The sequence below is a fragment of the Solibacillus sp. FSL W7-1472 genome, assembly GCF_037969775.1.
Lineage (GTDB): Bacteria > Bacillota > Bacilli > Bacillales_A > Planococcaceae > Solibacillus > Solibacillus silvestris.
The window spans coordinates 2,880,012-2,893,681 of record NZ_CP150208.1 but is presented as its reverse complement, the minus strand read 5'-3'; the positions used below and the strand labels follow the sequence as shown (position 1 = coordinate 2,893,681).

The following is a 13,670-nucleotide window of genomic DNA, read 5'->3' as shown; positions in this document are numbered from 1 at the left end:
AATACATGTAACGTTTGCTCGAAAAATGTTATGATAAGAAGGTATTATTTACTGCGCGAACGCAAAAAAAAAGAGCAAATTATATAAAAATTCAAGCACGTATTAAAATAACGCTATACTTGCATCATACTTAGTGAATTTGCAACATGACGGAGGGAATTTTCATGCAACACAAGTGGTACAACGCCACTGAAATAGAAGTAGGCTCAAATTCAAAGCAAATTTTTTATATGGAAACAATCGAAGTAAGCCGTTTGTCCGCATTGGCATTTTTTGCGGCAGGCGAATCGAAATATAAAGGAAAACGAAACTACTGGCAAAATCGTGAAAAAACATTCACATTGGTTGGTTTAGGACATGCCTATACAATTGCAAACAATGCGTCTGACGCTCGTTTCGATTTAGTAGAACATGAATGGAAAAAACTGACGAGTCAAATCATAGAGGAAGATCAGCATCTGCAGCCAATCCTTTTTGGCGGCTTTACTTTTGATCCACAAAATGAAGTTTCAGCAGAATGGACAAACTTCCCGCAAAGCTACTTTACTGTCGCAACACATCAGTTAGTTATTCGCAATGATAAAGCTTATGTCACAATAAACTATATTACGGACGAGGAAAACAGCGCAACAACGTTTGAAGCACTTCGTAAAGAACGTGACGAGCTCATTCATGCAGCACAAGTGAAGGAAGTTAAAACTTATGCGAAGCCGACGATGACAAGCTATATGGAACCGTATAAGAAGGAATATTTGAATTCCATCAATAAGGTAACGAGCTTAATCAAAGCAAATGAAGCGCAAAAGGTTGTCATTGCACGATCTTTAGCATTGCAATTTAAGGAAACGATCACTTCTCCGCAAATTTTGTCGCATGTCGTACATGAGCAGCCGGAAAGTTATTTGTTTGGCTTAGAGCATGGTGACTTACTATTTTACGGCGCATCACCGGAACGGTTAGTAAAGGTAGACAACGGACGTGCCTATTCTTCATGTGTGGCAGGTTCGATTAAGCGCGGAACAACAGCTGAAGCCGATGAGGAACTTGGAAGAACGTTACTGAGCGATTTGAAAAACCTTGGTGAGCATCACTATGTTGTTGAGATGATTACCGACACCTTCAAAAAGAATTGTTCAAAAGTAAAGGTACCTCATGGACCGAAGTTATTAAAAATCCGTGATATTCAGCATTTATATACACCTGTTGAAGGACAGTTAAATGAAGATGCAACAATTTTGCAGCTTGTGAAACATTTGCATCCAACACCTGCTTTAGGCGGAGTTCCGCGTGAACAGGCAATGGAAATAATCCGGACATATGAACCGATGAACCGAGGGCTGTATGCAGCGCCAATCGGCTGGCTCGATGCTGACGGAAATGGCGAGTTTGCGGTAGCGATTCGCTCGGCAGCATTAGTACAGGATAAAGCGTATTTATATGCAGGCGGAGGAATTGTCGAAGATTCGGAAGCACAATCGGAATATGAAGAGACACTCGTTAAATTCCGTCCAATGCTTCGAGCTTTAGGAGGCCAATTACATGAATGAACGTGAAGTACTATCCAAATATGTTTATACGATTGTGTCAGCGTTAGTAGCTTCTGGTGTAGAGCAGGTTGTCGTAAGTCCCGGCTCTCGCTCTACACCGCTTGCCTATGCATTTGCCTCAACAAAGGAAATCGAAATGCATCGTCAAGTCGATGAAAGAGCGGCAGCCTTTTACGCGCTAGGCTTAGCTAAATCAACTGCGAAACCAGTCGTGCTTGTATGTACATCAGGAACAGCAGCGGCCAATTACTATCCTGCCATTGTCGAAGCAAAATATGCACGTGTACCGTTAATTGTTTTAACAGCAGACCGTCCGCATGAATTGCGAGAAGTAGGAGCACCACAGACGATCAATCAAGTACGGCTATACGGCGATAATGTTAAATGGTCGGCAGAATTCCCGATTCCGGATGAGGCACCGCAAACGATTCCGTTTATCGAACGACACACAGTGCGTGCGGTAAACATTGCAACGACCGCACCGTTTGGACCTGTTCATCTAAATATACCGTTCCGTGAACCGCTAATCATTGACTTTACCGATAAATTGCCGGTTTCAAGCTTTATTAAAAGCTATACAAATGAACTTCAGCCTGCTAAACAAGCGGTGGCAAAGCTGACAGCAATCATCGAACAAACAACGACAGGAATTCTGATTGTAGGGGAATTGCCGCTAGGAACGAACACAGAATATTTATGGGATTTTATTCGTGAAGTGAAATGGCCGGTAATGATTGAAAGCTTATCGAACCTGCGCACAGAAATACCGGAAGATTGCCAAATATATGCGATTTCTACATATGATACATTGATGAAAAATGAACGCTTCAAAAGAAATGTCCGACCACAAACGGTCATTCGATTCGGTGCACAGCCTGTATCAAAATTTTTAATGCAGTTTATCGTACAGGCAAATCCGCAAAGCTATATTGTTATCGATGAAGATCCGATGTATAGGGATTCTACTCATATGTCGACACATTTCATTCATGCGTTACCTGGAGAATGGCTATCGGAGCTGAAATTAGCAAATTCTCAAGCAGAAATGGCGTACGTTCAATTTTGGAAAATGGCAGATTTACTTGCAGCTGATGTCATTGAAAAGTACAGTCAATTTGCTGATGATGAAGGAGCAATGGTACAGGCATTCCTGACAAGTATTGAGGAAGACGCCGACATTTATGTCAGCAGCAGTATGCCAATCCGTGATATTGATACGTTTTTACTTACACAAAATCGCCCTGTTCAAATTTTTGCAAACCGCGGAGCAAATGGAATTGATGGGGTAACATCTACAGCACTTGGTTTCAGTAATGGTCGCAAAAACCGCAAAACCTATTTATTAATTGGCGATCTGGCATTTTTACATGATGCAAATGCATTTGTTGCAAGCCGTTATCAGGAATGTGATTTAACGGTAATTGTCATGAATAATGACGGTGGCGGAATTTTCTCTTATTTACCGCAATCGAAGGTAGAAGAGCATTATGAAGATCTCTTCGGTACACCGACTGCATTGACATTCGAACAAATGGCCAAAATGTATGAGCTGGATTACGAAAAAGCCACATCATTGGAACAATTTAAGAATGCATTAATAGCAGATAAACAAACACCGATTAAACTAATCGAAGCTTTCACAGATCGTGATGAGAATGTAAAGCAGCACCGTGAGTTATGGGCGCGTATTCATGAGGTGATGGAACAATGGCTCGATTCACTGTAAAAGGCCAGGATGTAAATATAGATCAGTGGAATGAACAGGCAACTCAGACAATTGTATTTCTCCACGGTTTTACTGGGAGCACAATTACTTGGAAAAAGATAGTTTCGCAACTGCCGTCAAACATCAGATGTATTGCCGTTGATTTAATCGGACACGGTAAAACAGCGGCTCCGGCTACTGTTGAATTTTACTCTATGGATTTTCAAGTGGAACTGCTGCATGAACTTTTCCATCACTTACAGCTTGATACTTTCTCGCTGGTAGGCTATTCGATGGGGGGGCGTGTAGCATTGAGCTATGCAGTTCGCTACCCGGCTGCAATCGAGCATTTACTGTTGGAAAGTGCTTCTCCGGGTTTAAAAGATGACCAGGAGCGTAGTATACGAAAGCAGGCGGATGATACACTCGCTGAAAAGATACTCGCGAATGGGATTGAATCATTCGTAACCAAGTGGGAAAATATACCGCTATTTGCTTCTCAAAAAAGTCTTCCTGCAGTAGTACAGCAGGAAATTCGAACAGAGCGAATGCAACAAAGTGAAATCGGCCTTGCAAACAGTCTGCGCGGGATGGGGACAGGTGTAATGCCTGAACTTTGGGGTAAGCTTAATACATTAACGATGCCTGTGACACTTGTTACCGGACAGCGTGATGGAAAATTCATTCAATTAAACATTGAAATGCAAGAGCATATAAAAAAAGCAAATCATCTTATAATTCCAGCAGTTGGCCACGCAATTCATGTGGAAAATCCGACAAAGTTTGCTACAATAGTAAAGGAAACGATTTCATAACCGAAATAGGAGGCAATATATATGACAAAGCAACGTCTATGGACATCTTTACATACTTACGAAGATATTAAGTATGAATATTATAACGGGATCGCAAAAATTACGATTAACCGTCCAGAAGTTCGCAACGCTTTCCGCCCAAAAACAACAGCGGAAATGATCGATGCTTTCTCACGTGCTCGTGATGATGAGCGTGTGGGCGTAATTATTTTAACAGGTGAAGGCGAGCATGCATTCTGCTCTGGCGGCGACCAAAAAGTACGCGGTCATGGCGGTTATGTAGGCGATGACCAGATTCCTCGCTTAAACGTATTAGACTTACAAACGTTAATCCGTAAAATTCCTAAACCGGTTGTAGCGATGGTAGCAGGTTATGCAATCGGCGGCGGGCACGTATTGCACGTAGTATGTGACTTAACAATCGCTGCAGAAAATGCACGTTTCGGTCAAACAGGACCTAAAGTCGGTTCATTCGATGCTGGTTACGGCTCAGGTTACTTAGCACGTATCGTAGGACACAAAAAGGCTCGTGAAATCTGGTACTTATGCCGTCAATACGATGCGCAGCAAGCACTTGAAATGGGCTTAGTAAACACAGTAGTACCATATGAGCAATTAGAAGATGAAACAGTAAAATGGTGTGAAGAGATGCTTGAAATGTCGCCAACAGCATTACGTTTCTTAAAAGCTGCAATGAATGCAGATACAGACGGCTTAGCTGGTATCCAACAACTTGCTGGTGATGCGACACTTCTATACTACACAACAGATGAAGCAAAAGAAGGCCGCGATGCATTTAAAGAGAAACGTAAACCAGACTTCGGTCAATTCCCACGTTTCCCTTGATTTGTTCGTTATAATAATTCAAAAGGGATGTCCGAAAACTTTGGACATCCCTTTTCTTTACGATAGGAGGGAAAAAGGATGCAGCCAAACTGGATCAAGCAACGAGCCTATTTAACACCAAATCGGGTTGCACTGAGCTTTCATGACGAGCAATGGACGTTTAACGAGCTTTATTTACAGTCTGTTAGGTTAGCTTATAAATTAAATACACTTCGTTTAACGAATGGAAAACGGGTGGCTATTTTAGCACCATCTACACCGCCTTTAATCGAACTGCTGTATGCATGTATGCAAGCACAATGCGAAATGGTACTGCTGAATGGCAGACTGGCAAAGCAGGAGCTTGCGTATCAAGTTGAAGATGCTGAAGTAGATGCGATATTAGTCGCCGATGAAGAGCTTGTCAAACTTCCTGATGATGACCGAATCATCCCATTTTCGAAGCTTTATAAGACAACGGAGTCGGAATATGATATTGCAGCACAGTGGAATGAGGATTTTGCTTTGACGATTATGTATACATCCGGGACAACTGGATTTCCGAAGGGAGTTTGCCAAACCGTTTCAAACCATAGTTCAAGTGCAATCAGCTCAGCATTGAATTTAGGCATTTCAGAGAAGGATACATGGCTTTGTACTGTTCCAATTTTTCATATAAGTGGTTTTTCGATTGTCGTCCGTTCATTGCTATATGGGATGAAAATACGTTTATATGAAAAATTTGATGCTAAAAAATGTGCACAGGAAATTATGGAAGGTACCGTTACGAAAATGTCAGTCGTTTCGGTCATCCTCGAAAATATACTTTCCGAAATGGAGCAGGCTGGTAAAAAAGCACATCCCAATTTCACAGTCGCATTAGCAGGTGGCGGTCCAGTACCGATCGATTATTTAAAACGATCAGAAGAACTGGACTTGTGTGTTGCCCAAACTTACGGTATGACAGAAACGTCTTCGCAAACCGCAACACTGGCAAACGAGGATGCAATGACACATATCGGATCTGCCGGCAAACCGCTGTTTTTCAATGAAATTAAAATTGATGCAAAAGACGGGGAATTCATTGGTGAAATATTAATCCGCGGACCTCATGTCACGCCGAAATATATTGGCCGCTTTAAAGACAAACCGACAACCATCAATGGCTGGCTTCATACAGGAGATGTTGGTTATTTGGATGAACAAGGGTATCTATTTGTCGTTGATCGTCGTAGTGATTTAATTATTTCAGGCGGAGAAAATATTTATCCGGCTGAAATTGAAAATTTATTGCTCGGTCACCCGAACGTAAAAGAGGCAGGTGTGTGCGGAATGGAGCATGACAAATGGGGGCAAGTCCCTGTTGCCTTTATTGTTGCAAAAAATCAGATGACAGAACAAGAAATCATCAAATTTTGCGCACAGCACTTAGCAAATTATAAAGTCCCGAAACATGTTCACTTCGTCAGTCATTTACCTCGAAGCGGTTCCAATAAACTGCTAAGAAGAAAGTTGATGCAGCTGCTGGAAGAGTGATGAGGAGATAAAAAGGCCCAAGCATAATGAATGCGGTGCTGCACCCCAAAAGTTAGAGTAAAAAACTAACCTTTGGGGTGATTTTTTATGACTAAATTTAATGAAGAATTTAAATTGATGGTGGTTCAAGAATATTTAAGTGGCTCACTAGGATATCGAGCGATCGCGAAGAAATATGCAGTCGGTGCTACACCGTTAAGGAAATGGGTACGTGCTTATAAAGAGTTTGGATGTAGTGGCCTATCTGTTAAGAAAACGAAGCAGTTTTATTCTGTTCAATTTAAATTAGATGTATTAAGCTATATGAAACGAACAGGTGCTTCCCATCAAGATACTGCGATTCATTTTAACTTGAATGATCCAACTTTAGTTGCTAGTTGGTATCATCGGTTTTTAAAAGAAGGGATAGAGGGCCTGCAAAGAAAACCAAAGGGGCGCCCATCCATGTCTAAGAAACAAAAATCAACAGTGAATAACCAAGAAAAAACAATGTCACGTGAGGAGCAGCTAGAACGCGAAAATGAACTGCTTCGTTTAGAGGTAGCTTATTTAAAAAAGTTGAAGGCTTTTCGGGAGAATCCAGATGCCTTCCTCGAAAAGCACAAGCTGCCATCGCATTCGAACTTAAACAAGAAGGATTTCGATTAAAAGATATTTTAAAACAAGTGGATATTCCTGAAGCAACGTATCATTATCATATCAAACTGATGAGGCAAAAAGATCCAGATTTAGAGTGGAAAGCCTTGATTTTAGAGACTTTTGAACAACATAAGGGGCGATATGGCTACCGCCGAATTCATGCGGAATTAAGAGTGCAAGGACACATAATTAATCATAAAAAGGTACAACGAATTATGAAAAACCTAGGGTTGAAATGTGTAAAATTCATACGTAAATCACGCTATAAATCCTACAAAGGAACAGTTGGAAAAGTCGCTAAAAACCTTTTGAATCGTAGATTCAGAACGTCATATGCCCTTCAAAAATTGGTGACTGATGTAACTGAATTTAAATGTACAGATGATGAAAAATTATATTTAAGTCCGATCATGGATTTATTTAATGGTGAAATTATTGGGTTTAGTATGTCAAAACGGCCGAGCCTAGATTTTGTGTTAAATTCACTTAGACAAGCACTACCAATTATTCAAAAGCGCGCAGAATATCGGACAACAATTCATTCCGATCAAGGCTGGCACTACCAACACAATACATGGGTGAGAACATTAAGACAGAACAGGATTTTTCAAAGTATGTCTCGTAAAGCAACATGCGCCGACAATGCGGCCATGGAGAACTTCTTTAGCTTACTAAAACAGGAAATGTATTATGGAGAACAAATCATCTCTTATGAAGCATTACAAAAGAAAATAAATGAGTATATCCATTATTATAATAATGTTCGTATTAAACAAAAACTGGCCGGCATGAGTCCGGTAAATTACCGAAAACATGCCAGCCAATTAGCAGCATAATAAAAACTCTAACTTTAAGGGGTCACTACCTGCTTGGACCTTTTTAAATGATTAATTGCTCAAAGCTTGCTTGAGGACATCCATATTTTTACGCATTAACGTAAAGTAGTCTTCGTTGTTTTGGATATCTTCCTTCGTTAAAACACTTAAATTATGCAACGTTAACGTTTCTGCATTAACTTCCTTTTGAATAATTTCCGTTAATTTTGAAGAAACATTTTGTTCAAAGAAAATATATTGGATATTTTCTTTATTTGCTAAATCAACAATTGCCGTTAATTCCTTTTGTGAAGGCTCACTTTGCGAATTTAAACCAGCTACAGGTACTTGATTGAAGCCGTAATGTCCCGCAATGTAGCCGAATGCAGCATGCGATACAAAGAATGTTTTTTTCGTAGTAGCTGCAGCAATTTCTTCAAAGTCTGAGTGCAATGCCGCAAGATCTGTTACTAATTGCTCGTAATTTGAATTGAATGTTGCTTCGTGTTCCGGTAAGGCTTTAACTAGTTCATCTTTAATCGTTAAAGCTAACTGCTGTGAAATAATTGGGGATAACCATACATGCGCATCGTGTTCTTCGTGTGCGTGTTCTTCTTCATGTCCGTGGTCATCATGTTCCTCATGCTCAGCATGTGTATGTCCTGTGGAAATATGAAGCTGATCTTCCGTTACATTGGCAGCTGTAGCAACTAATTTTACGTCTTCATTTGCCAAAGTCTTTTGCGCATTTTCAACAAAACCTTCTAAACCAAGACCAATGTAGAAAAATAAATCTGCATCTGCTAACGCCATCATATCCTTTTGAGTTGGTTCAAACGAATGTTCATTTGCACCTGCAGGATAAATGGAAGAAACATCAACAAACTCTCCACCGATTTGTTCCGTAAAATACTGCAATGGGTAAACGGTTGTATAAACAGAAAGGGCATCTTCCTTTTGCTGTGATTCGTTTGTGTCTTTTTTCGTATCATCTGCATTGCAGGCAGCTAATAATAAAACAAGTGTAAACATCGAAATGATTGAAAACCATTTTTTCATTAATTAAATCTCCTTAAATAGTAATTATTACGATTTGTATTTTTGAACATTTTCAATCATACAGGATTCAATAAAAAAAAACAATATAAAAAGCCTTCGAAAATTATTTTTTTTTCGAAGGCCATTTTTCTGGAACAGGATCGAAGCCACCAGGATGAAGCGGCTGACATTTTATGATTCGAATGATCGTCATGATCGATCCTTTTATTGCACCATGTTTTTGAATTGCTTCAATTCCATAGCTCGAACAAGTCGGGTGGAACCGGCAAGATGGTGGCGTCATAGGCGAAATATATTTTTGGTAAAGACGAATTAATCCGATAAATAGTTTTTTCATTGCTGTTTTTGCTCTCCATTTTTATAAGTCCGGATTGGTTTGGAATCATCGGTTTGCTTTAATGATACGCTGTTTTTCCGGGCAAGTAAAATAATAGAGAATGCAAAAATACCCATTATCGTTAAGATAATAATCAATACAATAGGTAAGCTCATTTTTTTCACCTCAACTTCCATTTTACAGGAAAAACCTGCGGTGAGTGTGAAGAATGATTGAACTAAATGTTTTAAGAAGTCGGATAACGGATATAATACAAGCAATGATACATTTCTAAAAATATAAGCAATAGAAAGATTTTATATCAGGATTAAAATTTCGTTATCGAAGTTTTAAATATAATTTATGAGGTGAAGGACAAATGGCAAAGAAACAATTAAACACACAATTAAATGATTTAGTAGCAACATGGTCGGTAATGTACACGAAGTTACATAATTACCACTGGTATGTAAACGGACCATCATTCTTTACATTACACGTCAAATTTGAAGAGCTTTACAACGAAGTAACTTTAAATTTAGATGAAATTGCAGAACGTATTTTAACGAAGGGCGGCAAGCCTGTTGCAACATTAAAGGAACATTTAGAACTTTCTCTAATTGAAGAGGCTTCAGGAAAAGAAGAAACAGAGGAAATGGTTTCTAAATTAATCGAAGACTTCAAAACAATTATGGGAGCTTTAAATAAGGCAATGGAAACAGCTTCAGAAGAAGGCGATGACCGTACAGAGGATTTACTGAATGCTCAATTCCAAAGCCTTGAAAAGCATACATGGATGTTAAATGCTTATTTAGGCAACTAATATTGGATAAAACGACTCCGTTTTGGGGTCGTTTTTTTATTAATCATTTGATGGAATGACTGCACGATATATGCTTCCAATGTATAAATGATTTTATTGCAGTCCACCTTAAATATGAGGTGAGAATAATGGAAAAAAATAATGTTTATGTATCCGTTGCCAATTTAACATGCAATTTGCATCCTGGATCTTCGTATGAATTTGTTTTAAAAATGGAACCGCAAAAGGCCCGTGTATTTATGAAGCTGTTTAATCAGATGCAACATCTGGAAGCGTCAAATGCTTTCCGTGCACATATGCCGTTTATTCCATATCATTTGGACAGATTAAATCATGAAATCGACCACCGACTTAAAAAGGTATATGCCCTGATTCATGAATTTGGAGACGAGGAAGCGAAAAAGTTCGTCGAGCAACTGCCATACTTTACTCGATAATTAGGCGATTTGATTGAACCGTAGACATCTGTTCGTTACACTAATAAGAGGAGTTGAGCGAAAAGATGTTTACATTTATCGATGAAAATAATTTAAAAGTAGATTTAAGATTTGATGAAGGTCCTTTCGAAGTTGAACCTAAGCATGTATTGGCCCTTGTACAATATGAAGGGAAATGGTTATGTACGATTCATCACCGTCGTGGTGTTGAGTTTCCCGGAGGCAAGCAGGAGCCTGGAGAGACATTATACGAAGCGGCTATCCGTGAAGTTTATGAAGAAGCAAATGTTGTAATAGAAGATGTAAAATGGTTTGCCTACTACATCGTGCATGATGACATTCCCTTTTGCAAAGCGGTTTTTACTGCCAAAGTAAAGGACATTGAACCTTTTACAGGAGATCATGAAACAGAAGGCATGTTATGGCTGACAGAAGAGGATTTGTGGAAGCAGCCGAATTTAAGTTTCTATATGCGGGATGCAGGAATGAAAAAGATGTTGCAGGAAGTGAAAAATCATGAACGACAATGGTAAGATTTTTTCGATACGCAATTACCCATCACCGAATCCCCATATCCGATTAGATGAAATTACGTATTGGTCACAAGGCCTGCGTGTAAAAGGATTATTGGCACGTCCACAAGCGGCTGGTACATATGAAGCGCTTTTATATTTGCGTGGGGGGCTCCAATCAATCGGTATGGTGAGACCGGCACGTATTGCCCAATTTGCGATGCAAGGCTTTGTAGTATTTGCTCCGTACTATCGCGGAAATCGCGGGGGAGAAGGTAAGGATGAATTTGCCGGTGATGACCGTTATGATGCAATTAACGGTATAGAAGTACTGAAGCATTTTATTCAAGTGGACAAAGTGAATCTGTATGGTTTTTCCCGTGGTGGATTAATGGTATTGTGGACAGCGATTTTACGTGATGATATTAAATCGCTCGTAACATGGGCAGGTGTATCGGATGCGACAGCAACATATTGGGAGCGGGTGGATATGCGGCGCGGCTTGAAAAGGATTGTTGGCGGTACACCAAATAAAGTACCGGAAAACTATGATGACCGGACACCACTACTTGAAATCGAAAAACTTCAAACTCCGGTACTCATAATTCATGGTACAGAAGATCAGCATGTGGATATTGAGCATGCCTATAAACTAGAGCAGTACTTAAAAAAGGAAGGAAAATCTGTTGAGACATGGTTCTCATCCGGATTAAAGCATCATTATCCTCCAGACTTGAACCGTGACACTGTGAAAAACTTATGTAATTGGATGAAACGCCAAGAAAGTAAGAAGTCTGAACAGAACTAGGAAAAAAAATAATAAGGGAAAACCTTATTTTATACAAAGTAAAAACAGCATTTTCCCCATAGAGGAAAATGCTGTTTGTTTTTGATTGAATAAAGTTGGTCATTAGTAAATTATACTAATGGGCCGCCTTTTTGAACGATTGCTTCATCAACATTCTCGAATTTCGTGAAGTTATTTTTGAACAGATCAGCAAGTTCAGCAGCTTTTTTGTCATATGCAGCTTTATCTGCCCATGCATCACGAGGATTTAATACGCTAGATGGTACACCTTCAACGGCTACTGGAATGTTTAATCCAAATACTGCATCTTGAGTTGTCTCAACGTTATTTAATTTACCATCGATTGCAGCACGAACCATTGCACGTGTATAAGAAAGCTTCATACGGCTGCCTACACCATATTCGCCACCAGTCCAACCAGTGTTTACTAGGAAAACTTGTGAACCGTGCTCATCAATTTTCTTACCTAATTGCTCTGCATAAACTGTTGCAGCAAGCGGTAGGAATGGAGAACCGAAGCATGTAGAGAATACTGGTTCTGGCTCTGTTACACCACGTTCTGTGCCGGCAAGTTTTGATGTGAAACCACTTAGGAAGTGATACATTGCCTGCTCTTTTGTCAATTTAGAAATAGGAGGTAATACACCAAATGCATCGGCTGTTAAGAAGACGATTGTATTTGGATGACCTGCTACTGATGGTAACACAATATTGTCAATATAGTCGATAGGGTAAGCGACACGTGTATTTTCTGTTAATGAACCGTCAGCATAGTCGCATTCGCGTGTTTCAGGATCTACCGCAACGTTTTCCAGTACTGAACCAAAGCGAATTGCATTATAAATTTCCGGCTCATTTTCAGCAGATAGGTTGATTGTTTTTGCATAGCATCCACCTTCAATGTTGAATACGCCGTTATCAGACCAACCGTGCTCATCGTCACCGATTAATTTACGATCTTTATCAGCAGATAAAGTTGTTTTTCCCGTACCAGATAGACCGAAGAATAATGCAACATCGCCACCTTCACCAACGTTTGCAGAGCAATGCATTGGGAAGATACCTTGTTCAGGCAATAAGTAGTTCATAATACCGAAGATTGACTTCTTCATTTCACCTGCGTACTCAGTTCCGCCGATTAAGATGATTTTCTTTTCAATAGATGTTATAATGAATGTTTCCGATCCTGTACCGTCTACTTCAGGATCTGCTTTGAAGTTTGGCGCAGATACGATTGTAAACTCGGCAACATGTTTAGCCAATTCGTCTGCTGTTGGGCGGATGAACAATTGATGACAGAATAGATTATGCCAAGCATATTCATTAATTACTTTAATGGATAATTGAGACTCTTTGTCTGCACCTGCAAAACCGTTGAATACATATAACTCGTCACGTTCTTTTAAGTAATTTACAACTTTCACATAAAGTTTATCAAATACCTCTGCAGAAATCGGACGGTTAACTTTGCCCCAATCGATTTTATTGTTGCAAATTTCTTCTTTTACTATATATTTATCTTTTGGAGAACGGCCAGTGTATTTTCCTGTTTGGGCACGTAATGCACCTTCAACAGTCAGCACGGCTTCTCCGCGTGATGTAGCTTTTTCAACTAATTGTGGAACAGATAATTGAGTTTTGATGTTTTCCCCGTTTAAAAGTTCTTTCAGCTCGTTAGCAATTTCTACCGAATTCATCTATTAAATACCATCCTTTTTTATAGTATTCCCTTATAGAGGGGAGTTGATTCCTAATTCAAAAATAGTATAACACATTAAGTGAAATAATCTATACTAATTGCAAATTATTTTTTCCGGAATTTTAAACATTGCG

The 13,670-nt window shown here is 39.5% G+C and carries 14 protein-coding genes and 1 pseudogene; 11 read left to right on the top strand and 4 right to left on the bottom strand.

Features of this window, described 5'->3' with window-relative positions; all coding sequences use genetic code 11:
• Positions 1–164: 164 nt before the first annotated feature.
• The 7 genes and pseudogenes from MKY07_RS14340 to MKY07_RS14310 all read left to right on the top strand — a co-directional run.
• Positions 165–1,547 (top strand): isochorismate synthase, encoded by a 1,383-nt coding sequence (locus MKY07_RS14340; protein WP_014823056.1) that lies wholly within the window; start codon positions 165–167, stop codon positions 1,545–1,547.
• Positions 1,540–3,273 (top strand): 2-succinyl-5-enolpyruvyl-6-hydroxy-3-cyclohexene-1-carboxylic-acid synthase, encoded by a 1,734-nt coding sequence (menD, locus tag MKY07_RS14335; protein WP_014823057.1) that lies wholly within the window; start codon positions 1,540–1,542, stop codon positions 3,271–3,273. Before MKY07_RS14340 ends, menD begins: the two co-directional genes overlap by 8 nt.
• The gene (gene menH, locus MKY07_RS14330) at positions 3,255–4,067 is read left to right on the top strand and encodes a 2-succinyl-6-hydroxy-2,4-cyclohexadiene-1-carboxylate synthase (protein WP_014823058.1); all 813 of its coding nucleotides are present in this window, start codon (positions 3,255–3,257) and stop codon (positions 4,065–4,067) included. Before menD ends, menH begins: the two co-directional genes overlap by 19 nt.
• A 21-nt stretch (positions 4,068–4,088) precedes the next feature.
• Positions 4,089–4,913 (top strand): 1,4-dihydroxy-2-naphthoyl-CoA synthase, encoded by an 825-nt coding sequence (gene menB / locus MKY07_RS14325; protein WP_014823059.1) that lies wholly within the window; start codon positions 4,089–4,091, stop codon positions 4,911–4,913.
• Positions 4,914–4,991: 78 nt separating this feature from the next.
• Positions 4,992–6,428: an o-succinylbenzoate--CoA ligase gene (locus MKY07_RS14320; RefSeq protein WP_014823060.1), complete on the top strand. Its 1,437-nt coding sequence runs from the start codon at positions 4,992–4,994 to the stop codon at positions 6,426–6,428.
• A gap of 87 nt (positions 6,429–6,515) precedes the next feature.
• Positions 6,516–7,076, top strand: coding sequence for a helix-turn-helix domain-containing protein (locus MKY07_RS14315; RefSeq protein ID WP_339262563.1), 561 nt, complete (start codon positions 6,516–6,518; stop codon positions 7,074–7,076).
• Positions 7,037–7,903, top strand: a pseudogene (locus MKY07_RS14310) (IS3 family transposase); the annotation flags it as partial. The gene MKY07_RS14315 and the pseudogene MKY07_RS14310, both read left to right, overlap by 40 nt.
• A 51-nt stretch (positions 7,904–7,954) precedes the next feature.
• Here MKY07_RS14310 and MKY07_RS14305 read toward each other — a convergent pair.
• The 3 genes from MKY07_RS14305 to MKY07_RS14295 form a co-directional block, all read right to left on the bottom strand.
• On the bottom strand, positions 7,955–8,941 hold the full coding sequence (locus MKY07_RS14305) for a zinc ABC transporter substrate-binding protein (RefSeq protein WP_014823061.1): 987 nt from the start codon (positions 8,939–8,941) through the stop codon (positions 7,955–7,957).
• A 103-nt stretch (positions 8,942–9,044) separates the two neighbouring features.
• Complete coding sequence (gene yidD, locus MKY07_RS14300; RefSeq protein WP_065215473.1) at positions 9,045–9,278, bottom strand: membrane protein insertion efficiency factor YidD; 234 nt, start codon at positions 9,276–9,278, stop codon at positions 9,045–9,047.
• Complete coding sequence (locus tag MKY07_RS14295) at positions 9,275–9,433, bottom strand: hypothetical protein (protein WP_014823062.1); 159 nt, start codon at positions 9,431–9,433, stop codon at positions 9,275–9,277. The genes yidD and MKY07_RS14295 overlap by 4 nt, the downstream gene beginning before the upstream one ends.
• A 203-nt stretch (positions 9,434–9,636) precedes the next feature.
• Here MKY07_RS14295 and MKY07_RS14290 point away from each other — a divergent pair, with 203 nt between their 5' ends.
• The 4 genes from MKY07_RS14290 (at position 9,637) to MKY07_RS14275 (ending at position 11,837) form a co-directional block, all read left to right on the top strand.
• The gene (locus MKY07_RS14290; RefSeq protein WP_014823063.1) at positions 9,637–10,080 is read left to right on the top strand and encodes a DNA starvation/stationary phase protection protein; all 444 of its coding nucleotides are present in this window, start codon (positions 9,637–9,639) and stop codon (positions 10,078–10,080) included.
• A gap of 128 nt (positions 10,081–10,208) precedes the next feature.
• Positions 10,209–10,517 (top strand): transposase, encoded by a 309-nt coding sequence (locus MKY07_RS14285; RefSeq protein WP_014823064.1) that lies wholly within the window; start codon positions 10,209–10,211, stop codon positions 10,515–10,517.
• A 65-nt stretch (positions 10,518–10,582) separates the two neighbouring features.
• A complete protein-coding gene (locus MKY07_RS14280) occupies positions 10,583–11,050 on the top strand; it encodes an NUDIX domain-containing protein (protein ID WP_014823065.1) in 468 nt (155 codons plus the stop codon).
• Positions 11,034–11,837: a prolyl oligopeptidase family serine peptidase gene (locus tag MKY07_RS14275; protein WP_014823066.1), complete on the top strand. Its 804-nt coding sequence runs from the start codon at positions 11,034–11,036 to the stop codon at positions 11,835–11,837. Before MKY07_RS14280 ends, MKY07_RS14275 begins: the two co-directional genes overlap by 17 nt.
• A 110-nt stretch (positions 11,838–11,947) precedes the next feature.
• On the opposite strand, the gene pckA is transcribed toward MKY07_RS14275, so the two are convergent.
• Positions 11,948–13,534: a phosphoenolpyruvate carboxykinase (ATP) gene (gene pckA / locus MKY07_RS14270; RefSeq protein WP_008408153.1), complete on the bottom strand. Its 1,587-nt coding sequence runs from the start codon at positions 13,532–13,534 to the stop codon at positions 11,948–11,950.
• Between the last annotated feature and the right edge of the window lie 136 nt (positions 13,535–13,670).

Bases quoted from the DNA above. Each gene is read 5' to 3' on its own strand.
- MKY07_RS14340 (WP_014823056.1), top strand. From the start codon at position 165: ATGCAACACAAGTGGTACAACGCCACTGAAATAGAAGTAGGCTCAAAT.
- menD (WP_014823057.1), top strand. From the start codon at position 1,540: ATGAATGAACGTGAAGTACTATCCAAATATGTTTATACGATTGTGTCA.
- menH (WP_014823058.1), top strand. From the start codon at position 3,255: ATGGCTCGATTCACTGTAAAAGGCCAGGATGTAAATATAGATCAGTGG.
- menB (WP_014823059.1), top strand. From the start codon at position 4,089: ATGACAAAGCAACGTCTATGGACATCTTTACATACTTACGAAGATATT.
- MKY07_RS14320 (WP_014823060.1), top strand. From the start codon at position 4,992: ATGCAGCCAAACTGGATCAAGCAACGAGCCTATTTAACACCAAATCGG.
- MKY07_RS14315 (WP_339262563.1), top strand. From the start codon at position 6,516: ATGACTAAATTTAATGAAGAATTTAAATTGATGGTGGTTCAAGAATAT.
- MKY07_RS14305 (WP_014823061.1), bottom strand. From the start codon at position 8,941: ATGAAAAAATGGTTTTCAATCATTTCGATGTTTACACTTGTTTTATTA.
- yidD (WP_065215473.1), bottom strand. From the start codon at position 9,278: ATGAAAAAACTATTTATCGGATTAATTCGTCTTTACCAAAAATATATT.
- MKY07_RS14295 (WP_014823062.1), bottom strand. From the start codon at position 9,433: ATGAGCTTACCTATTGTATTGATTATTATCTTAACGATAATGGGTATT.
- MKY07_RS14290 (WP_014823063.1), top strand. From the start codon at position 9,637: ATGGCAAAGAAACAATTAAACACACAATTAAATGATTTAGTAGCAACA.
- MKY07_RS14285 (WP_014823064.1), top strand. From the start codon at position 10,209: ATGGAAAAAAATAATGTTTATGTATCCGTTGCCAATTTAACATGCAAT.
- MKY07_RS14280 (WP_014823065.1), top strand. From the start codon at position 10,583: ATGTTTACATTTATCGATGAAAATAATTTAAAAGTAGATTTAAGATTT.
- MKY07_RS14275 (WP_014823066.1), top strand. From the start codon at position 11,034: ATGAACGACAATGGTAAGATTTTTTCGATACGCAATTACCCATCACCG.
- pckA (WP_008408153.1), bottom strand. From the start codon at position 13,534: ATGAATTCGGTAGAAATTGCTAACGAGCTGAAAGAACTTTTAAACGGG.